The 18,870-nt window shown below is 55.8% G+C and carries 21 protein-coding genes; 9 read left to right on the top strand and 12 right to left on the bottom strand.

Going from position 1 to position 18,870, the window contains the following annotated elements; genetic code table 11:
- Positions 1-127 precede the first annotated feature (127 nt).
- The gene (locus SHIM_RS20390) at positions 128-388 is read right to left on the bottom strand and encodes a hypothetical protein (protein WP_193749891.1); all 261 of its coding nucleotides are present in this window, start codon (positions 386-388) and stop codon (positions 128-130) included.
- Positions 389-467: 79 nt separating this feature from the next.
- On the opposite strand from SHIM_RS20390, the gene SHIM_RS20395 reads away from it, so the two are divergent.
- Positions 468-1,160: an SPOR domain-containing protein gene (locus tag SHIM_RS20395; protein ID WP_193749892.1), complete on the top strand. Its 693-nt coding sequence runs from the start codon at positions 468-470 to the stop codon at positions 1,158-1,160.
- A gap of 47 nt (positions 1,161-1,207) precedes the next feature.
- On the opposite strand, the gene SHIM_RS08475 is transcribed toward SHIM_RS20395, so the two are convergent.
- Both SHIM_RS08475 and SHIM_RS08480 read right to left on the bottom strand, forming a co-directional pair.
- Positions 1,208-2,215 (bottom strand): hypothetical protein, encoded by a 1,008-nt coding sequence (locus SHIM_RS08475; protein WP_054002223.1) that lies wholly within the window; start codon positions 2,213-2,215, stop codon positions 1,208-1,210.
- Between the two features lie 106 nt (positions 2,216-2,321).
- A complete protein-coding gene (locus SHIM_RS08480; RefSeq protein WP_054002224.1) occupies positions 2,322-3,953 on the bottom strand; it encodes an AMP-binding protein in 1,632 nt (543 codons plus the stop codon).
- A 358-nt stretch (positions 3,954-4,311) separates the two neighbouring features.
- Here SHIM_RS08480 and SHIM_RS08485 point away from each other — a divergent pair, with 358 nt between their 5' ends.
- Positions 4,312-4,950 carry a Hint domain-containing protein gene (locus SHIM_RS08485; protein ID WP_054002225.1) on the top strand — a complete coding sequence of 213 codons (639 nt, stop codon included), beginning with the start codon at positions 4,312-4,314 and terminating at the stop codon, positions 4,948-4,950.
- Positions 4,951-5,205: 255 nt separating this feature from the next.
- Positions 5,206-5,367, top strand: a complete 162-nt coding sequence (locus SHIM_RS20400; RefSeq protein WP_193749893.1) for a hypothetical protein — start codon at positions 5,206-5,208, stop codon at positions 5,365-5,367.
- A gap of 109 nt (positions 5,368-5,476) precedes the next feature.
- Here the strand turns inward: SHIM_RS20400 and SHIM_RS08495 are convergent, their stop codons facing one another.
- Genes SHIM_RS08495 through SHIM_RS08525 form a run of 7 tightly spaced genes read right to left on the bottom strand, consistent with a single transcriptional unit; the run spans position 5,477 to position 12,362 of the window.
- Entirely contained in the window at positions 5,477-7,675 is a 2,199-nt protein-coding gene (locus SHIM_RS08495; protein ID WP_054002227.1) for a 3-hydroxyacyl-CoA dehydrogenase NAD-binding domain-containing protein, read from the bottom strand.
- A 24-nt stretch (positions 7,676-7,699) separates the two neighbouring features.
- Positions 7,700-8,911, bottom strand: a complete 1,212-nt coding sequence (locus SHIM_RS08500; protein ID WP_054002228.1) for an acetyl-CoA C-acetyltransferase — start codon at positions 8,909-8,911, stop codon at positions 7,700-7,702.
- Positions 8,912-8,921: 10 nt separating this feature from the next.
- Positions 8,922-9,215: a hypothetical protein gene (locus SHIM_RS08505; RefSeq protein WP_054002229.1), complete on the bottom strand. Its 294-nt coding sequence runs from the start codon at positions 9,213-9,215 to the stop codon at positions 8,922-8,924.
- Between the two features lie 4 nt (positions 9,216-9,219).
- Entirely contained in the window at positions 9,220-9,858 is a 639-nt protein-coding gene (locus SHIM_RS08510) for a glutathione S-transferase family protein (protein WP_054002230.1), read from the bottom strand.
- Positions 9,859-9,895: 37 nt separating this feature from the next.
- Positions 9,896-10,108, bottom strand: coding sequence for a hypothetical protein (locus SHIM_RS08515; protein ID WP_054002231.1), 213 nt, complete (start codon positions 10,106-10,108; stop codon positions 9,896-9,898).
- 59 nt (positions 10,109-10,167) lie between these two features.
- Positions 10,168-11,943, bottom strand: coding sequence for an acyl-CoA dehydrogenase C-terminal domain-containing protein (locus SHIM_RS08520; RefSeq protein WP_054002232.1), 1,776 nt, complete (start codon positions 11,941-11,943; stop codon positions 10,168-10,170).
- Positions 11,944-11,960: 17 nt separating this feature from the next.
- A complete protein-coding gene (locus SHIM_RS08525; protein WP_054002233.1) occupies positions 11,961-12,362 on the bottom strand; it encodes a MerR family transcriptional regulator in 402 nt (133 codons plus the stop codon).
- 359 nt (positions 12,363-12,721) lie between these two features.
- Here SHIM_RS08525 and SHIM_RS08530 point away from each other — a divergent pair, with 359 nt between their 5' ends.
- Together SHIM_RS08530 and SHIM_RS08535 are read left to right on the top strand one after the other, a co-directional pair.
- Positions 12,722-13,792: a GSCFA domain-containing protein gene (locus SHIM_RS08530; RefSeq protein ID WP_054002234.1), complete on the top strand. Its 1,071-nt coding sequence runs from the start codon at positions 12,722-12,724 to the stop codon at positions 13,790-13,792.
- Positions 13,789-14,550: a hypothetical protein gene (locus SHIM_RS08535; protein ID WP_054002235.1), complete on the top strand. Its 762-nt coding sequence runs from the start codon at positions 13,789-13,791 to the stop codon at positions 14,548-14,550. The genes SHIM_RS08530 and SHIM_RS08535 overlap by 4 nt, the downstream gene beginning before the upstream one ends.
- Positions 14,551-14,574: 24 nt before the next feature.
- On the opposite strand, the gene SHIM_RS08540 is transcribed toward SHIM_RS08535, so the two are convergent.
- Complete coding sequence (locus tag SHIM_RS08540) at positions 14,575-14,949, bottom strand: MerR family transcriptional regulator (protein WP_054002236.1); 375 nt, start codon at positions 14,947-14,949, stop codon at positions 14,575-14,577.
- A gap of 117 nt (positions 14,950-15,066) precedes the next feature.
- Here SHIM_RS08540 and SHIM_RS08545 point away from each other — a divergent pair, with 117 nt between their 5' ends.
- From SHIM_RS08545 to SHIM_RS08555, 3 genes are read left to right on the top strand one after another with little or no spacing between them, the layout of a single operon-like run.
- The gene (locus tag SHIM_RS08545; RefSeq protein ID WP_054002237.1) at positions 15,067-15,489 is read left to right on the top strand and encodes a PaaI family thioesterase; all 423 of its coding nucleotides are present in this window, start codon (positions 15,067-15,069) and stop codon (positions 15,487-15,489) included.
- Position 15,490: 1 nt separating this feature from the next.
- Entirely contained in the window at positions 15,491-16,000 is a 510-nt protein-coding gene (locus SHIM_RS08550; protein ID WP_054002238.1) for a PaaI family thioesterase, read from the top strand.
- Entirely contained in the window at positions 15,993-17,327 is a 1,335-nt protein-coding gene (locus SHIM_RS08555; protein WP_054002239.1) for an MATE family efflux transporter, read from the top strand. The genes SHIM_RS08550 and SHIM_RS08555 overlap by 8 nt, the downstream gene beginning before the upstream one ends.
- On the opposite strand, the gene SHIM_RS08560 is transcribed toward SHIM_RS08555, so the two are convergent.
- Entirely contained in the window at positions 17,317-18,117 is an 801-nt protein-coding gene (locus SHIM_RS08560; protein WP_054002240.1) for an ABC transporter permease, read from the bottom strand. The genes SHIM_RS08555 and SHIM_RS08560 overlap by 11 nt on opposite strands.
- A 136-nt stretch (positions 18,118-18,253) precedes the next feature.
- Between SHIM_RS08560 and SHIM_RS08565 the strand changes: the two genes are divergently transcribed.
- On the top strand, positions 18,254-18,847 hold the full coding sequence (locus SHIM_RS08565) for a GcrA family cell cycle regulator (protein ID WP_054002241.1): 594 nt from the start codon (positions 18,254-18,256) through the stop codon (positions 18,845-18,847).
- Positions 18,848-18,870 lie beyond the last annotated feature (23 nt).

The following is an 18,870-nucleotide window of genomic DNA, read 5'->3' on the forward strand; positions in this document are numbered from 1 at the left end:
GAAGTGTGACTTGGGTTCCGCGTGTGTCACGGGACCGAAAGGTCATTTGTGGTTTCAAACCGACGTTTGATAAGCCGATGGCAGGCACGGCCGCGCCGGCAAAGGTCGACGCCAACGTGGTGCAGATTCAACCTGCGGCTCCGCCGACGGAAAGCAAGTCGATTTTTGGCTCAAACAGCGGTGCACCGAAATCCAAGACCGTTGCAGCTCCAGCCCCCAAAGTGAAAACGGTGTCGCCCGCGCAACCGGCAGCCGTTGCGACAAAGCCTGCTCCGAAACCGATCAGGCGTACCAGCAAGAAGAATCCTTTGTTCACTACGCCAGTGGCCGTGCCGCCGTCGGCAAAACCATCGGCCACCAACGTTGCGCCAGTGCCCAAGACGGTCAACCGCCGTCCGGTAAATCAGGCACCGCGCGCCGCAGGAACAGCGTCTGATTGTCGAGGTGGGGCAGCGACTCACAAAGGCATGAAAATTCGCTGCGGGCCACAGACCGAATTGCCCTATACGCCAGGCACTGGCGGGCCGACATCGCAGCCGCCCAAGATGCGTTTTGATCAGCATAACTCTTCAATGCGGCGTCCTGCACCTGGAACGGTTGTGCGCGAGGGCGAGGTCGCTCGAAACGTACGAGTGGTTCCAAAACATGTGTACGAAGCCAACTTGGTGAATAACGTGGCCACCTCCGTACCAGATGGATATCGTTTGGCCTTTGATGACGGTCGGTTGAACCCCCGACGCGCGGAAATGACGTTTGAGGGTAAAGCGTTGAGTGATCGGATCTGGGAACGTAGAGTGCCGCGCAGATTGTTGCAACGCGAGGTCGCCGAGGGCCCCGTTGTGACGCGCAGCAGCACGCAAGAGAGACCGTTGACGGTTGGGCCTGTGGTGTCCTCCAAATCCGGTACCCCGGAAAAAGCGCTGCGGCTCGCCGGAACACCTTATGTGCAAGTGGCCACTTTTAAAGATGCGCGGGCGGCGCAAGCCGCGGCTCGAGAGATCCGCAAAATGGGGTTGCCGGTCCGTATCGGTAAGTTCGAGCGCGCGGGTGCAGTACACCGTATGGTGTTGGCGGGCCCGTTTGGCGAGCAATCAGCGGCCGAGGCCGCGCTTGCAAAAGCGCACGGCAATGGTTTCGTAAATGCGTTCTTGCGACGCTAAAACTTGTTGATTTGACGTGGTAATCCGGTGACGCGCTTGGACACGCTTTAGGCGTCACAAATGCCTTGCAGAGCCACCCACTCGCCGTCAGTCAACACAGGCTCTGGCGTCACTGTGAATGGGTCCGCCTCGATCAGTTCCAAAGTGTCCTCTCCTGAAGGGTCCAACGCAAAAGCATAGGGGCTAATTCGAACCTTTTGGGTTTTAAAGGCTTCGATCATGGCCTCATTGCTAGGCCGATCAGGTTGCGCCAAAATTACGTTTTCCATATGGCTGCGCAATAGATCCTCAGGCAACGTTCCTGTGGTCAGAAGCCGCAAGCTGGCGCGTATCCCACTGTTTTCCAACAACTGCCGCAGGGGGTCGCCAGTGGCAAGAAGGGCTGCGATGACAAATCCGGCCACGACGTCAGGTTCTTCGAAGTCTTCAACCGTCGCGCGGTTCAAAAGCACAGTGCCCCCGGGAAGCACGGCCGCTTCGCGCACACCTGAAGTCACGACCATAACTTTTTTGACGCCGATGCGTTGTTCCAATTTTCGCAGGGCTGCCTGACCGAGGGGGTCATCGCATGCCTGACCCGTGACACGAGTGGTGTGCTTTAGCAATGAAGCGCCAATGTCTTGACGAATTGCGCTGGGCGCCACTCGCAGCGCATGTTCAAGCAGAGCGCCAGGCAGCCAGAAGACGGCGAGCGCTGCGAATGCTGCGAGGCTGACCCCAAAAATACCAAAGCGCAGGCGCCCGGGGCGTGGTCGGCGGCGAGCGACGGCGGAGCAGAGTTCCTCGATGGCCTCAATCATATCAGCTTCGTCTTCGCCAACTTCGAGCGTTTCGTCATCGTCGCCGTCAGGGTGAAAGAGCGCAGGCCGCTCACCGGGGTTCGCGCGACGCACAGCTGGGATAGACCAGTGGGTCAGTGCTCTATCCTGAAGATCGGAAATTACAAGCGTGGCATCGCCGATGGACACAATCACATCTCGGCGTTGCGCGTCTTTGGAAGCGCGCCAGATCGCGGTGGCCTCAAGTCGGTCATACTTGTGGAGTGCTGTGCTCATGAAAGGCCTGCTCTGCCCTTATTGGTGTCCTTTGGCTTATCACAGGCGGATTGAAGCCGGCAATGGTGCTTAAAGCTTGGGCAGGTGCACAGATCCCCCGGCGATTTCATTTTAATTGCCGAGCGAGGATCCTGAGCTCAAATTTCTGTATCTTGCCAGTGGAGGTCTTGGGCAATTCCTGAAAGATAATGTGTTTCGGGGTTTTGAAGCCGGCCAACTGAACGCGCGCAAAGGAGATGATCTCGGCCTCGGTCGCGCTGCTGTCTTCGAGCAATTCAAGGAAGGCGCAGGGCACTTCACCCCATTTTTCGTCTGGCTTCGCAACTACGGCTGCGAGTGAGACGGCTGGATGGTGCATTAGAACGCCTTCGACTTCGACAGAAGAGATATTTTCGCCGCCCGAGATGATGATGTCCTTGGCGCGGTCTGTGATTTGCACATATGTGTCATCGTGCTGAACTGCGATGTCTCCGGAATGGAAATAACCGCCTTCAAAGGCTTTTTCGGTCGCGTCGACATTTTTGAAATAGCCTTTCATCACGCCATTGCCGCGGATCATAATTTCGCCGGGTGTCTCTCCGTCCATTTCGGTTTGCGTCATGGTCTCGTCCATCACTGTGACATCTTCGATAAACGGCATGGCGATACCTTGTCGCGCTTTTATGGCTGCGCGATCTTTGGGGGCCAATCCTCCCCAGCGCTCGTCATCCCAAAGACATTCAGTGGCGGGGCCGTAGACTTCGGTCAGGCCGTAAACCTGCGTTACGTTGAATCCCATTGGTTCGATTTTCTCGAGCGTCGCAGCAGCAGGAGGGGCACCTGCGGTAAAGACCTCGACAGTATGATCAAAGGCGCGACGCTCGGGGGGCAGTGCATTAACCAGAGTGTTGAGAACAATCGGGGCGCCGCCAAAATGGGTCACACCTTCGTCGGCGATTGCGTCAAAAATGTTTTTTGCGGTGATGTCACGGCAACAAACTAGGGTGCCGCCGACCATTGGCATCATCCACGTATGACACCATCCGTTGCAGTGAAACAGTGGCACAATTGTCAGGTAAATTGGATGCAGCACCATGCGCCAACTGAGAACTTGTCCCATGGCGTTCAGATAGGCACCGCGGTGATGATAGACCACACCTTTGGGATGGCCAGTTGTGCCGGAGGTGTAGTTAAGGGCGATGCTTTCCCATTCGTCCTCGGGCATATGCCAGCTGAACGACGCGTCAGCACCCGCAAGCACATTTTCGTATTCTGGATGTCGACCACTTGCAGGGGCACCGTGGTCTGGTGCAGCGACTTCGACAATCTTGGGAGGGGATTTGCGCATTTCGACACAAGCGGCTTCGGCCAAGTGAAGAAATTCGCTGTCAACCAGCACAACCTTGGCTTCGCCGTGATCAAAAATGTAGGCGACAGTGGTCACATCCAAACGGGTGTTGATAGCATTGAGGACGGCCCCGCAGGCCGGAACGCCGAAATGAGCCTCGGCTGCGGCCGGAATGTTGGGCAGGATTGTCGCAACCACATCACCTGACTGCACACCCATCTGGTCCAAAGCCGAAGCAAGTTGCGTGCACCGTGCATGGTACTCGGTGTAGGTTTTGCGATGGGTACCGTGCACGACGGCCAATCTGTTGGGGAAAATACTGGCCGCGCGGGTGAGGCCGGACAGCGGCGTCAGTGGCACATAGTTTGCGGCCCGTTTTCCAAGGCCTGTTTCATCAGACATCCAGCCCATTATTGCCTCCTCCCTTTTTGACTATTGTCGTGCGATTGTGCCGATAGAATGCCGTCTTGGAAAGTTGGTAATTCTACGCAGGTTCCTTTGGGGAATCGGTATGGTGTGGGCCAATTATTGTGGCGATCGGGTCGTGGAATGATGTCAGAATTATACCGCGCGCTGCCATTCCAAGGGCGCAAATAAGGTGATTAAGGGATGAGTTGGTCGCAAATCATGGTTAATCCGGGTTAACCATGGCGAGTGTTTCCAGAGCGTGAACAGTGCCATATTTTTTCCCGATTTACGGCCAAATCGTTCCCAAAATCTTAGCAGTATGGCCTCTAAGGCATGACAAACATGCGCCCGGGGAAGACAAATGGATACGAGTGAAAATTGGTGGAAGGACACGGCACCGCGCAGATCTGCGATTTCGCCGGTCTATTCTGGACCGGGCTTTGGTCTGTTTGCAGACACGCCGATCGCCACGCCAGACGGCTGGATCGCCGCAGGCGAGTTGGAGCGCGGTGACGAGGTATTGACGTTTGATGCAGGGTTTCAACCGTTGAGTGCCGTGGTGCGCGAAGATCGTATTCGGTCGGGTACGCGTTGGCCTGAAAACCTACGTCCCGTGCGGGTGCCGGCGGGAGCATTGGAAAACCGGGAAGACGTAATGATGCTACCACATCAGGGTATATTGCTGGAAATCGAAGATGTAGCCGACCCGTTTGGCGACCCTTATGCGGTGATCCCAGCTGCAGCACTGGAGATTCTTCCCGGCGTAGAACGGGTGTCGCCATTGTCGATGCAAGATATTGTTCTTCCGGTATTCTCTGAAGATCATATGGTTTTTGCTGCAGGCGGCATGCTGACCTTTTGCCAATCCCATTGGGGGACCCGCGCTGGTTTGATGCCCCGGTTCGGAATGGCGTCTAATTACAACATGCTACCGGTCAATGCTGGCAAGCTGTTGGTCGAAGAGCTTCTGACTGAATTCGAGGGTGAGGCAATCGCCTGAGACACATTCCTAGGTCAGAGGAAAACGCCCGCCGGGGGGATCGGCGGTCGTTTCTTTTTCTGCTATTAGATTGTTGGGTTTTTATAAACCGACCAATTTTTTCTGAAATTTGAATTGGTGTGCCGATGTATTCCACATCGTGGGGCGTGCCGTTGGGAGGGCTTTGCAGTGTTTTCGGTCGAAATTCGTAACCCTGAGGAAGTGAGTGAAGAGGGACAGACTGTCCACCTATTTCTCGGGACGGAGGATCTCCAGATGCTGATCGCCAGTCTCGAAGCAATGAGAGGCGATCTTCCTAGAAGCAATCCGCTCACTTTGTTTTCGGAAGAGTGGGGTAATGGGGCAATGTCGACTGAAAAGGTGATCGAGGATGCGCAAATAGCGCTCTGCCTCAAGATTACCAAGCTTGAGCGCTAAGAGAATTCTTCTAAGCGATTGCGGCGGGAAGTAATTTGGAAATGTAGATGAGGCTACGGACTTTGGAGCCTAGAAAGGAAGACGGGGGCCGAAGCCCCCGCCATTTGTCTTATGCGGCTTTTTCTGCCTGAGGGCCGAAGCGGCCGTAGAAGGACTGACCTTTTTCGGCCATCTCGCGCAGCAGAGGTGGGCAAGTGAAGCGGTCGCCGAATTTGGCGGTCAGCTCGTCGCAACGCTCGGCGGCCCAAGGGGCGCCGACGATATCGAGCCAGCTGAACGGGCCACCGGACCATGGCATGAAGCCCCAGCCCAGAATGGCGCCCACGTCGCCTTCGCGGATGTCTTCCAGAACACCAGCTTCCAGCGCGCGCACTGCTTCAAGAACCTGCGAGAAGATCAAGCGGTGTTGGACTTCGATTAGCTCAGGCTGGTCTTCCAGTTTCGTGAACTTTTGGTTGAAGCCTTCCCAGTAGCCCAGACGCTTGCCTTTTTCGTCGTAGTCGAAGAAGCCGGCTTTGGCTTTTCGGCCCAAGCGGCCTTCGTCGACCATCCAGAAGGTCACATCGTCGGCGATGGACTTCGGATAGGCGTCGCCCATCGCAGCCATGGTTGCTTTAGCGATTTTCGCGCCAAGATCCATGGAGGTTTCGTCCACCAGTTGGATTGGACCCACTGGGAAGCCAAGTAGTTGAGCCGCGTGGTCCAGAAGCGGGAGACCCACACCTTCGCCTGCCATCATCACGCCTTCGTTTATGTAAGGAATGATGCAGCGGTTGGCGTAGAAGAAGCGCTCATCGTTGACAACGATGGGCGTCTTGCGGATCTGACGGACGTAATCAAGCGCTTTGGCAACCGCACGCGGACCGGTGTCTTGGCCTTTGATGATCTCGACCAACGCCATTTTCTCGACAGGTGAGAAGAAGTGGATGCCGATGAACTGATCTTTGCGCACGGAAGCTTCGGCCAGACCGGTGATCGGCAGGGTCGACGTGTTGGACGCAAAGATGGCATCCTCGGGGATGATTGCCTCGACCTTTTTGGTCATTTCGGCTTTCACGCCCACATCCTCAAAGACGGCTTCGATGATCAGGTCGACGTCTGAAAGCGTGTTAAGGTCTGTGGTCGCAGTGATGCGGCCTAGCATGGCCTCTTTCTTCTCGGCAGTGACTTTGCCACGCTTCATGCCTTTGTCCAGGTGGGCCTCGGTGTAGGCTTTGCCGCGATCGGCCGCTTCTTGATTGGTGTCGATCAACACAACGTCCATGCCAGCCTGAGCTGACACAAGCGCGATGCCTGCCCCCATCATGCCTGCGCCAAGAACGCCGACCTTTCTGACTGTCTGGTCTGGCACGTCAGGACGGTTGGCGCCTTTTTCCAGGGCTTCTTTGTTGATGAACAAAGACTGGATCATAGCCGAAGACGATGGGTTCATCAAAACGTTGGTGAACCAGCGGGCTTCGATTTTCAGCGCGGTGTCGAATGGTACCAAGGCGCCTTCGTAACAAGCCGACAGCAATGCCTTGGCCGCAGGGTAGACGCCCCATGTGTTGGCGTTGACCATGGCGGATGCGCCAACGTAGGTCATGAAACCTTGTGGGTGATAAGGATCACCGCCGGGCATTTTGTAGCCTTTGGCATCCCATGGTTTCACGAGATCCGCATCAGATGCGCAAAGCACCCATTCGGTCGCCGCGGCAACCGGATCGGCCACAACTTCGTCGATGATGCCAGCGGCTTTGGCTTTCTTGGGGTCAACCATTTTGCCTTGCAGCAGGTACTGCGACGCGGCCATGAAGCCCATTTTGCGCACAAAGCGTGTGGTGCCGCCCATGCCTGGGAAGATACCGACCATGATTTCTGGCAGGCCGATTTTGGCCTTGGGGTTGTCAGCCGCAAAGATGCGGTGTGTGGCCAAAGGCAGTTCCAGACCAATGCCAAGCGCAGTGCCGGGCAGGGCAGCTGCAATTGGCTTGGCGCCTTTGTTGGTTTTTGGGTCCATGCCGGCGCGTTCGATTTTGCGCAGGAATGTGTGGCCCATCATGGTGAAGTCAAACAGCGCTTTGGCTGGCTCGTCACCTGCGTTTTCGCGGATCGTGCCAAGCGTGTTGAGGTCCATGCCGCCCGCAAAGGTGTCTTTGCCAGAGGTGATCACGGCGCCTTTGATGGACTCGTTGCCCAGAACTTCGTCGATCAGCGCTTCCAGCTCACCGAAGGATTCTTGACGCAGGACGTTCATGGATTTGTCAGCCACGTCCCAAGTGATGATGGCGACACCGTTGTCGCCGACGTTCATTGTGAAATCTGTCATGTCTTTTATCCTGTTGTCGGCGGATTACACGCGTTCGATGATGGTGGCCGCGCCCATACCGGAGGCAATACAAAGTGTGGCCAGACCCACTTCTTTGTCCTGACGCTCCAGCTCGTCGAGCAATGTGCCGATGATGATCGCGCCTGTGGCACCCAGAGGGTGACCCATGGCAATCGAGCCGCCGTTCACGTTGATCAGCTCGGGATCGACGCCAAAAGCTTGTTGGAAACGCAGCACCACGGATGCGAAAGCTTCGTTGACTTCAAAGAGGTCAATGTCGGAGATCGCCATGCCGGAATCCTGAAGGATTTTCTGGGTCGCGGGCACGGGGCCGGTCAGCATGATGGTTGGGTCCAGACCGATTTTGGCAGTCTGACGGATCACGGCGCGTGGCTTGAGGCCGTATTCTTCGCCAAATTCCTTGTTGCCAACCAGAACACCAGCGGAACCGTCCACGATGCCGGACGAGTTACCAGCGTGGTGGATGTGGTTGATCTTTTCGAGGTGTGGGTACTTCATCAGCGCCAGTTTGTCGAAACCGGGCATGACTTCGCCTTGTTCTTTAAACGCAGGCTTCAGGCCGCCGAGCGACTGCATGTCAGTGCCGGGGCGCATGTATTCGTCTTCGTCCAGAATGGTCAGACCGTTGACGTCTTTCACAGCCACGATGGACTTGTTGAAGCGGTTGTCTTCCCACGCAGCAGCGGCGCGACGCTGGGATTCAACAGCCAGTTGGTCAGCCTGATCGCGAGTGAAGCCGTATTCGGTCGCGATGATATCGGCCGAGATGCCTTGGGGCACAAAATACATGTCCATTGCGATGGAGGGGTCAACCGCCATTGCAGCACCGTCGGAACCCATTGGAACGCGGCTCATGGCTTCGACGCCACCAGCGATATAGGCTTTGCCTGCGCCGCCTTTGACTTGGTTGGCGGCGATGTTCACAGCTTCCATGCCGGATGCACAGAAACGGTTGATCGCGAGACCGGGGATGCGTTCGTCAAGATCAGAGGCAAGAACAGCCGTCCGCGCGAGGCAACCGCCGTTCTCTTTCACTTGGGTCACGTTGCCCCAGATCACGTCTTCGACGGCGTGGCCTTCGAGGTTGTTGCGCTCTTTCAGCGCATTGAGAACTGTTGTGGACAGGCTCAGCGAGGACACCTCGTGCAGGCTGCCGTCTTTGCGGCCCTTGCCTCGCGGCGTGCGCACGGCGTCATAAATATAGGCTTCGGTCATGGGAACTCCCTCATGAGCTTTGGATGAAACTTACCGCTTCGAAGCAATCGAAGCAGACGAAGGTGAAGAGAAGGCCGACGTCAGCAAACGCCAGATCATCTCCGATTGAGTCGAGCTGCGAGACGAAGCTGGTCTCTTTCCCGCAACTCGGGCATGGCGGGGCGGTTGCACCTTCAGGAAGGTCGGGCGTTCCGCCGATTTTTGAGCGCTGCCCCACGCGATCGTCGGCCCATTTGAACCCCATTGTCCGAGTGGCTTCTTCGGACTTTGGCGTCAGGTCGATTTTGAATTCGGGCAGCGTCATGATTTCAGGCCCTGTCGCTCGGATTGCCGGGCATCAGGTCGTAGGGGTGTTTCCACCCTGGTGTTTCGGAAATGTTGGTCAGCCAACGGTCGATATTCGGCCAGTCGGCGCGGTCAAAGCCAAACGGCTCTGGGTAATAGAGGTACGAACAGCAGGTCAGGTCGGCGTTGGTCAGGCTGTCGCCCACGATCCAGTCGCGGCCCTCAAGGTGCTTATTCAGAATGTCATAGGCGCCTTTGAGGCGGCCGAGGTTGAAGCCGATGACCTCTTTGGGCTGCTTGTCCTCGGGCAGGAAGTTCATCAGGAAGCGGGTCATGCCCGACACTGAAGAAAATTTGTGGTTGTCCCAGAACTGCCAGCGTAGGATTTCGCGGCGCTCGGCGTCGTTTTGGCCTGCGAATTTGCCAGATTTTTCGGAAATGTAGTCCTGAATAACCGACGCCTGTGAAAGGCTTACGTCGCCATCCACCAAAACTGGTGCTTCGCCCATTTCGTTGACATTTTGGCGGTACTCGTCGGAGCGAGTTTCGCCCGCAAAGAAGTCAACTTTGACCGGTTTCCACGCGAGGCCCGAAAACTCGAGCGCCAGCGCAGCTTTGTAGGAATGTCCAGATTCACCGAAACAATAGAGTTTGATCGTCATGCCGTTCTCCCCTTGGGCATTGCCGGTGGCGTCGCCGTCACCGTTTTCTCTCGTCCAACGTTGCGTTGAACTGGCGCAAACGATGCGCCAGCAAATCTTCGTCTGTGACCGCGTCGAAGTTTTCAAAGAGAAAGGACAGTGCTTCGCCTTCGTCCAGACCGGCCTCAGTCGCAAAGCTTTTCAGCTTGCGATATCCATCCTCGGTCATGGAGACCGGAAAGCGGCGGGTCAGGCGGAAACGTTTGGGCATCTGTCCTCCTCAGATAAACCGGACGTGGCAGAAAGGGCGGCTTTCCCCGCCCATCCCGATCAGAAGTTTTCGGCAGCCAGCGCCATCACGGTGTCGCCACCGGTCTGGATACGGGCCAGGTGCATGCCAGTCGCAGGCAAGCGGCGCGCCATGTAGTAGCGGCCGGTCGTCAGCTTGGTTTCGTAGAACGCTTTGTCCGACGCACCATTTGCAAGGGCTGCGTTTGCGGCTTTGGCCATCTGTGCCCACATCAGGCCGAGGCAGACGTGACCAAAGAGGTGCATGAAGTCGTTGGACCCCGACAGAGCATCGTTGGGGTTCTTCATGCCAGTCTGCATGAAGTACATGCCTGCTGCCTGAAGGTCCTTGGATGCTGCTTTCAGAGGCTCAACAAAGTCTTTCATCGCGTCGTCGTCGCCGTTTTCCTTGCAGAAGGTTTTGACGAGGTCAAAGAACGCCATCACGTGCTTGCCGCCATCAACCGCCAGTTTGCGACCCACAAGGTCAAGTGCCTGAACGCCGTTGGCCCCTTCATAGATCATCGCAATGCGAGCATCGCGGGTGAACTGGCTCATGCCGTGCTCTTCGATGTAGCCGTGACCGCCATAGATCTGTTGGGCTTTGACAGTCATGTCGTAGCCTTCGTCGGTCAGGAAGCCTTTGATGATTGGTGTCAGCAGGGACACGAGGCCGTCTGCGTCTTTGTCTTCTTTTCGATGAGCGTCGTCGATCATCTGGGCGCCCCAGAGGATAAACGCACGTGCGCCTTCGGCGAAGGATTTCTGATCCATCAGGGAGCGGCGGATATCTGGGTGTACGATCAGCGGATCGGCGGGGCCTTCTGGGTTTTCAACGCCGGTCACGGCGCGCCCTTGCAGGCGGTCTTTGGCGTAGATGACAGCGTTCTGATAGGCAGCTTCCGCCGCGGCCAGGCCCTGCATGCCGACACCCAGACGGGCTTCGTTCATCATGGTGAACATGGCGCGCATGCCTTTGTTCAGATCACCCAGCAAATAGCCTTCGGCTTCGTCGTAGTTCAGCACGCAAGTCGAATTGCCATGGATGCCCATTTTCTTTTCGATGTTGCCAACTGACACACCGTTGCGCGCGCCGATGGTGCCTTCGTCATCCACAAGGAACTTGGGAACAATAAAGAGCGACACACCTTTGATGCCTTCGGGGCCACCGGGAACTTTGGCCAGCACGAGGTGCACAATGTTGTCGGCCATGTCGTGATCACCCGCCGAGATAAAGATCTTTTGGCCGGAGATTTTGTAGGAGCCGTTGTCCTGTGGTTCCGCCTTGGTGCGCATCAGGCCCAGATCGGTGCCGCAGTGCGGTTCGGTCAGGTTCATGGTGCCGGTCCACTCGCAAGAGACCATGTTGGGCAGCCATTTGGTTTTCTGCTCGTCCGTGCCGTGGGCAAGGATTGCGGCAGCTGCACCGTGGGTCAGGCCCTGGTACATGGTGAAAGCTTGGTTGGAGGACGAGAACATCTCGCCGACAGCGGTCGACAGCACATAAGGTAGGTTCTGACCGCCGTATTCTTCGGGCATATCCAGACCGGTCCAGCCGCCTTCTTTGACTGTTTCAAAAGCTGCTTTGAAGCCGGTCGGCGTGTAAACGATGCCGTTTTCCAGACGGCAGCCTTCTTGGTCGCCAACGGCGTTCAGCGGTGCAAGCAAGTCACCCGTCAGCTTGCCAGCTTCTTCGAGCACGGCGTTGGTGAAGTCGGCTTCCATGTCTGCGTAGCCGGGCGTGTCGGAATTGGAGACGTTCAGGACATCGTGCAGGACGAACTGAAGGTCTTTCACAGGGGCTGTATACGTTGGCATAGTCTCTTCCCTTGGACTTATTGTGCTGCTTTTAGATCGTTTTCGAAGTCGGCGATGATTTGCTCGCCCCACTTCAATTGTTCACGCAAATCGTCGATGGCTTCATTCAGCTCATCACGCTGCTCTTCCATGTCTTGCAGGCGTTGGCGGGCCACATCGTAGGTGCGCTGCAACTGTGTCGCCTGTTGATCACCCATGTCATAGAGATCGAGAAGCTGACGGATTTCTTCGAGTGAAAACCCGAACCGTTTGCCCCGCAAGATTAGCTTCAACCGGGCGCGATCCCGTTTTGTGAACAGGCGCTTCTGGCCTTCGCGGATGGGGAACAACAGTTCCTTGGATTCATAGAAACGCAGGGTGCGTGGCGTGACGTCATAGGCGTCACACATCTCGCGGATCGTCATTTGTTCTTCGCTCATCGGTCCTCCTTGGCTCTCTTCTCTTGTGAGCAGATGGGGTGACTGTCGAAGGGATACAGCACTGCTTTACGTTAACGTAAGAGAGACGTCGCGTCACAAAATTCGTGACGTGGGATCCTTTGACCTTAGGTCTTTTTCCTAAAATTGGCATGACGGACGATTTACCTAAGGAATTGTTTGGGTATTGCCGGACAGGTCGTGCATTGGAAAACGCGGGGTTTGAGGAAATGGTTGACGACCGACGCAAGTATTTGCGATTCTGGTGCAAACCGCGGCACAAAGACCGCAAAAAGGACCTTTAGGCTTGGCGATCCGCCCTAGCGGGGCGCGCGCCAAAGTGGCAAGTGAGAGTGCAGGCGATGGGCGAATTCAAAAAAACGTCACCGTATGAAGACGTTCCTTCGCGGGGTTATTGGCGTTCTGGTGTGGCTGAACAAGATCCACTGGCGATGGAAGGACTCTATCGCCGCAAGTTCAAAATTACCCGACACGATGCGATTGCAACCGCCGGAAGTTGTTTTGCACAACATATTGCACGGCACCTAAAGGCTCGAAAATTCAATGTTTCGCAATACGAGCCCGCGCCCCGCGGAATGAGCGTTGAACTGGCCAAGAAATACGGGTTCGGTATTTATACCTGCCGCTATGGCAATATCTACACGACCGCGCAAATGTTGCAGCTGGCACGAGAGGCTTTTGGGGTGGCGGAACCCGCTGACAGGGTATGGGAGCGCGAAGGGCGGTTTTTTGATGCGCAGCGCCCGAACGTTGAGCCGAATGGGTTTGAGACCCCTGAACAAGTCTTGCGTGCCCGCGCCGGGCATTTGGCTGCAGTGAAGCAAATGCTTCTGGAAATGGATGTTTTCGTTTTTACCTTTGGCCTGACGGAAACCTGGGCACATAAAGACAGTGGGACTGTGTTTCCAACAGCGCCCGGCACAATTGCTGGTAGTTTTGATGCTAAAGTCTATGAGTTTCAAAATCATCGCCACGGTCGTGTATTGGGCGATTTTGTAAAACTAAAAAGGCTGTTGCGACGCGAACGTGACAAGCCGTTGAAAACGATCGTCACAGTTTCACCTGTTCCGCTTACGGCGACGGCCTCAGGACAGCATGCGTTGGCTGCGTCAACTTACTCTAAATCTGTGCTGAGAGGAGTCGCTGGTGAGCTTTTTGAAACCTATCGAGACGTCGATTATTTCCCATCTTATGAATTGATCACTGCACCTGCGACCCGAGGGATGTTTTTTGAACCCAATTTGCGGAGCGTCACCGAAACCGGTGTGAACACGGCAATGGGAGCGTTTTTGGCGCAGCATGATCCGAAAGGTGGCAAGGCGAACGTAATCCGCAAGACCGCCAACGTGCCTCAGAGTGACAAAAACGACGTGGTATGCGAAGAGGTTTTGTTAGAGGCGTTTCAGGCATGAGCCGGAAAATTTGTGTGATGGGAAATTCCCATGTTGCTGCGCTGAAAAGCGGCTGGGAAGACGGCGATGTAGCCGGAAAAGGTTTTGTGCCGACGTTTTTCGGAGCACTTTCAGATGGCATGGCTACGTTAGATGTCGTGGACGGAGAGGTGATCCCACGCGACACCAAAGCTGCGGATTTTTTCTGCAAAATATCTGGCGAAAATACTGGTGTTAAGCCTGAAATCTACGATGCGTTTCTGCTTGCGGGTATGGGCATGTTTCCAACACCAGTTTTCAACAACTACCGAGCCTTTTCCACGCCAAGTACGCATCACGACGCGCCGCACTTTGTAAGCGACGCAGTGATAGCTGATACCCTTTGGGAAGGCATCGACGGATCAATGATGATGCATTGCGCCCGCACAGTGCGTCGTGTCACCGACAAACCAATTTTTCTCGCTTGGCAGGCTTTCTGTTCTGAAAGCCTATTTGACATCGAATGGCGCGCGACACAGATGCAACCTATTTTGGACAATAGCGATCAGCCTTTTGTGCGGCTCATGATGGACACCGTTGAGGCGCGGCTAAAGGAGGAGGGGTTTGAGGTGCTGAACCAACCCGACGAAACCCTGCGCGACGGTGTCATGACCAAAGCAGAGTTTTCCCGAGGCTCAGTGCTGTTTCGCGCGGACAATCCAAAGGCGCATCGGGAAAACGATGTGTTTCATATGAACGGTATATATGGGCGCACCTGTTGGAACAGCTGGGAAATTTGAGGCGCAACCCCAATTCGGCTGGATTCAGGCCTTGGACAGAAAACCGGCGGTTTCGTCGCGCAGTTCTTTAAGTTCGTTCATCGCCTCATCCAGTTGAGCGCGCTGTTCAAGAAGTTCCGCGTATTGACGATCTGCCATATCGACAAAGGCTTGCATCTGCGCGGACGTGCCTTCGTGTTCGTAAATCAACAACCACTGTCGGATGTCCTCGAGTTTGATGCCAAATCGACGACCACGCATAATCAAAGTCATTCGGGCGATTTCACGAGGTCCAAAGTAGCGACTACGCCCAGATCGCTCTGGGTGAAGAAGCTCGATGTACTCGTAGTAACGCAACGTCCGAGGGGTGACGTCGAATCGGGTGCACATTTCCTTGAAAGACAGGCGATTTTCAGTCATTTGGCAGATCTCCTTGGCGCGGAACTTAGTTATCTTGCCCGCCTAGGGCAACCACCCCCCCTTGCTCCTTTGCCAAAATGTCGATCTTAATTGGCGCAAACAACCCCGAGGGTGGAAATGCAGGGCGACAAGTCAAAATTTGCTGAACAGTTCATAAATCTAATCCCGCATTGTCAGGCGCTTGGCATGAAGTTGACCGGGATTGGAGAAGGCGTTGCAGAAATGGAGCTGCCTTACAGCGAACAGATCGTTGGTGATCCCGAAACAGGCGTCGTGCATGGCGGGGCTGTGTCGGCATTGATGGACACTTGTTGTGGCGCGGCAGCCATGAGCCACCCGTCCTCGCCGTCGGGCACAGCAACTATTGATCTGCGGATAGACTATATGCGGGCCGCCACACCGGGGCAGGCGATCCGGACGCGGGCCGAGTGTTATCACATCACACGCTCTGTAGCCTTTGTTCGCGCGACGGCGTTGGACGATGATCCAAATCAACCAGTTGCCACTGCGACCGGTGCCTTTACTGTGGAGAGAAGATAAAATGCCGCGCTCACGACCCGACCCCGTTCAAGTCGTCAAGCAACGGCGCGATGCGGCTTTGTCAGCGCTAGTGCATGGTGTGCCGTATATTCAGTTTTTGGGGATAGAGTTCGATCGTCGTGGTGACGAGCTGACCGCGATACTGCCTTACGACGACAAACTGATCGGGAACCCGATGATACCGGCGATCCACGGAGGAGTAACCGCGGGTTTCCTTGAGACCACCGCGGTGATCGGTTTGGCTTGGGCGAGCCTTTGGGATGATATCGAAGCGGGTCGATTTGATATGGAAGAGCTGACTCGCGGTCATTTGCCACGCTTACCGAAAACCATTGATTTTACGGTGGACTACCTTCGGTCTGGCTTACCGCGTGATGCCTACGCGCGAGCTAGAGTAACGCGGTCTGGGAGGCGATATGCATCTGTGCAAGTCGAGGCTTGGCAAGATCAGCGCGACCAGCCCTTTGCGCAAGCCACTGGGCACTTCGTGATGCCGGCTCGCGATGAGTGAGGCCGCAGGCGGCGTTGGAGAAATCACCCATCGCCGGATTTTGCGAACTGCGCTGCCAATTGTTTTGGCCAATGCCACTGTGCCCATTCTGGGAGCTGTGGACACAGGTGTTGTCGGTCAGTTGGGGCAGGCAACTCCGATCGGGGCTGTCGGCATAGGCGCGATTATTCTGAGCGCGATCTATTGGGTTTTTGGCTTTCTTAGGATGGGCACGACGGGGCTGACTGCCAAAGCGCAGGGCGCCGGGAGGCAGGGCGAGGTCGCGGCAATGCTCACGCGGGCTGTGATGCTCGGTCTGTGCGGCGGAGTGCTAGTGATCGCTTTGCAGGTCTGGCTATTTCGAGGCGCGTTCCTATTGTCGCCAGCTTCGCCCGAGGTTGAAACGCTGGCACGCGACTATCTTTCAATCCGCATATGGTCTGCACCAGCCGCAATAACGATCTACGGGTTGACGGGCTGGTTGATTGCGCTCGAGCGCGGAAAAGCTGTTCTGATTATCCAAGTTTGGATGAACGGGCTGAACATCCTATTGGATATTTGGTTCGTGTTGGGATTGGGCTGGGGCGTTGGCGGGGTCGCCGCCGCCACCGTAATCGCGGAAGTCACCGGGTGCGCCCTGGCTTTGTGGATGTGCCGCGACGCCTTCTTAAGGCCGGCGTCGCGCAATTGGTCTCGCGTTTTTGATCGATCGGCTTTGTTGGAAATGGCGGCGGTCAATCGTGACATTCTGCTGCGCTCGCTGATGCTGCAGTCGATCTTCGTCAGCTTTCTGTTCCTGGGTGCTGATTTCGGGGATGTGACACTCGCCGCAAATCAAGTGCTTTTGCAGTTTCTGTCGATCACCGCCTATGCGTTGGACGGATTTGCGTTTTCAGTGGAAGCCCTTGTCGGGCAAGCTTTCGGCGCGCGTGACAGGGCTGGGGTGCGGCGCGCGTCGATCCTTACGAGTCTTTGGGGCGTGATCTGTGTGGTTGGTTTAGCGTTCGTGTTCGCTGTGTTCGGTGGGTCGGTCATCGATTTGATGACGACAGCCAGTGATGTGCGTATGGAAGCGCGCGCCTATCTGGTTTGGATGGTTCTGGCGCCGCTTCTTGGTGTGGGGGCTTGGATGTTGGACGGAATTTTTGTTGGTGCCACATTGGGTCGTGAAATGCGCAACATGATGTTTGTTTCGGCGCTGATTTATTTGGGTGCCGTGCTTGTTTTGGTGCCACAATTTGGCAATCACGGACTTTGGGGCGCGCTGTTGATTAGTTTTGTAGCCCGCGGTGTGACGTTGGGGCTACGGTATCCCCGGTTAGAGCGGTTGACCGAGGTCAGTTCTTGAGCCGGTAGCCTGTTTTGATCATCGCCCAAGCGACTGAAACTACCAAAATTGTACTGATCGTTACAACAGCGAGGCCAAGCTCAGGGGCGCTATCAGAGGTGCCGATCACGCCGTAGCGCGCACCGTCGATTAGATAAAATACCGGATTAAAGTGCGTGAATGTGCGCAAGCCTGAGGGTAAGGCCTCGACGGAATAGAACGTTCCGGAAAGGAATGCCAAGGGCGTCACGACAAAATTGGTGATCGCCGCCATCTGGTCGAATTTGTTAGCAAAAATACCAGCCACCATGCCGATTGCGCCCAAAAACGTGCCGCCCATTGCGACGAAGGTGAGCGTCCAGAGCGGATGCGCTGGCACGATGCCGAGAAAAAGTGCCAAAGCCGCAAGAATTGCCAAGGCCACAACCATCCCCCTTGCCACACCGCCCGCTAGGAACCCAAAAACCATTTCCAGAGGCGAGAGCGGGGGCATGAGGGTATCAACGATATTGCCCTGCACCTTGGAGATCACAAGTGAAGAGCTCGTGTTGGCAAATGCGTTCTGGATAACCGTCATCATCATAATGCCCGGCGCCAGAAAGGTGATAAACGAAACACCCATGACGTTGCCGCGGCTCGGACCGATGGCAATGGAGAAAATCAGAAGAAACAGGCCCGCTGTGACCAATGGCGCCAAAAGAGTCTGAGTCCACACCGTGGTAAAACGTAGAATTTCCCTCATCGCGAGGGTTTTGAGGCCCAGCCAATTCACTAAACCAAAGCGGCGCACACCCATTTCCAGCTTATCCATGCATGTCTCCGTGTCTGATTGGTCTGAAACTGATTCTCTGCCTTGTAACTCGGGCTGGGGTGATTAGAATAGGCCTCTGACCAAGAAATGCGGGGCGGTCCTTTTGGGGGCCGCTTTTTAGCTGAGGAAATATGGTATGTCGTGGACCGACGATCGCGTTGAGCTGTTGAAAAAAATGTGGGGCGAGGGCCAGTCGGCCAGCCAGATCGCCAAGGAACTGGGCGGGGTAACCCGCAATGCCGTGATCGGCAAGGTACACCGTTTGGGTTTGTCCAACCGATCCACTGGCGGAGGCGCGAAAGCCGAAGCCAAACCCAAGGCAGCGCCTAAGCCAAAAGCGGCGGCCAAGCCCAAGGCCATGCCCAAACCAAAAACTGCGCCTAAGCCTGAGGCCAAACCGGAACCCAAGACAGAACCGGCAGTTGCCGCAAAACCGGCACAGTCGTTGCGCAAGGCAATCATTCCGGCCGGTCAGCCGCTGCCACCTCAACCTTCGGCCAACGAAATCAGCCCTGAAGCGCTGGCTAAAGTGAACGAAGTTGAAAAATCGGCCAAGAAGCTGTCTCTGATGGAACTTACGGAACGCACTTGCAAGTGGCCCGTCGGTGATCCTGCGACAGACGAGTTTTGGTTCTGCGGCCTGCCGGTACAAGCAGGCAAGCCGTATTGCGAAGCGCATGTCGGCGTGGCGTTCCAGCCGATGAGCGCGCGGCGAGATCGCAAACGCTAAGTCGCAAAAACCTACGAAAAATG

Origin of the sequence: Shimia sp. SK013, assembly GCF_001292625.1 — a bacterium.
In the GTDB taxonomy this organism is placed as follows: Bacteria; Pseudomonadota; Alphaproteobacteria; order Rhodobacterales; family Rhodobacteraceae; genus Shimia.

Excerpts from the sequence above, each read along its gene's own strand:
- SHIM_RS20395 (WP_193749892.1), top strand. The coding sequence starts at position 468 with ATGAAAATTCGCTGCGGGCCACAGACCGAATTGCCCTATACGCCAGGC.
- SHIM_RS08475 (WP_054002223.1), bottom strand. The coding sequence starts at position 2,215 with ATGAGCACAGCACTCCACAAGTATGACCGACTTGAGGCCACCGCGATC.
- SHIM_RS08480 (WP_054002224.1), bottom strand. The coding sequence starts at position 3,953 with ATGGGCTGGATGTCTGATGAAACAGGCCTTGGAAAACGGGCCGCAAAC.
- SHIM_RS08485 (WP_054002225.1), top strand. The coding sequence starts at position 4,312 with ATGGATACGAGTGAAAATTGGTGGAAGGACACGGCACCGCGCAGATCT.
- SHIM_RS20400 (WP_193749893.1), top strand. The coding sequence starts at position 5,206 with ATGCTGATCGCCAGTCTCGAAGCAATGAGAGGCGATCTTCCTAGAAGC.
- SHIM_RS08495 (WP_054002227.1), bottom strand. The coding sequence starts at position 7,675 with ATGACAGATTTCACAATGAACGTCGGCGACAACGGTGTCGCCATCATC.
- SHIM_RS08500 (WP_054002228.1), bottom strand. The coding sequence starts at position 8,911 with ATGACCGAAGCCTATATTTATGACGCCGTGCGCACGCCGCGAGGCAAG.
- SHIM_RS08505 (WP_054002229.1), bottom strand. The coding sequence starts at position 9,215 with ATGACGCTGCCCGAATTCAAAATCGACCTGACGCCAAAGTCCGAAGAA.
- SHIM_RS08510 (WP_054002230.1), bottom strand. The coding sequence starts at position 9,858 with ATGACGATCAAACTCTATTGTTTCGGTGAATCTGGACATTCCTACAAA.
- SHIM_RS08515 (WP_054002231.1), bottom strand. The coding sequence starts at position 10,108 with ATGCCCAAACGTTTCCGCCTGACCCGCCGCTTTCCGGTCTCCATGACC.
- SHIM_RS08520 (WP_054002232.1), bottom strand. The coding sequence starts at position 11,943 with ATGCCAACGTATACAGCCCCTGTGAAAGACCTTCAGTTCGTCCTGCAC.
- SHIM_RS08525 (WP_054002233.1), bottom strand. The coding sequence starts at position 12,362 with ATGAGCGAAGAACAAATGACGATCCGCGAGATGTGTGACGCCTATGAC.
- SHIM_RS08530 (WP_054002234.1), top strand. The coding sequence starts at position 12,722 with ATGGGCGAATTCAAAAAAACGTCACCGTATGAAGACGTTCCTTCGCGG.
- SHIM_RS08535 (WP_054002235.1), top strand. The coding sequence starts at position 13,789 with ATGAGCCGGAAAATTTGTGTGATGGGAAATTCCCATGTTGCTGCGCTG.
- SHIM_RS08540 (WP_054002236.1), bottom strand. The coding sequence starts at position 14,949 with ATGACTGAAAATCGCCTGTCTTTCAAGGAAATGTGCACCCGATTCGAC.
- SHIM_RS08545 (WP_054002237.1), top strand. The coding sequence starts at position 15,067 with ATGCAGGGCGACAAGTCAAAATTTGCTGAACAGTTCATAAATCTAATC.
- SHIM_RS08550 (WP_054002238.1), top strand. The coding sequence starts at position 15,491 with ATGCCGCGCTCACGACCCGACCCCGTTCAAGTCGTCAAGCAACGGCGC.
- SHIM_RS08555 (WP_054002239.1), top strand. The coding sequence starts at position 15,993 with ATGAGTGAGGCCGCAGGCGGCGTTGGAGAAATCACCCATCGCCGGATT.
- SHIM_RS08560 (WP_054002240.1), bottom strand. The coding sequence starts at position 18,117 with ATGGATAAGCTGGAAATGGGTGTGCGCCGCTTTGGTTTAGTGAATTGG.
- SHIM_RS08565 (WP_054002241.1), top strand. The coding sequence starts at position 18,254 with ATGTCGTGGACCGACGATCGCGTTGAGCTGTTGAAAAAAATGTGGGGC.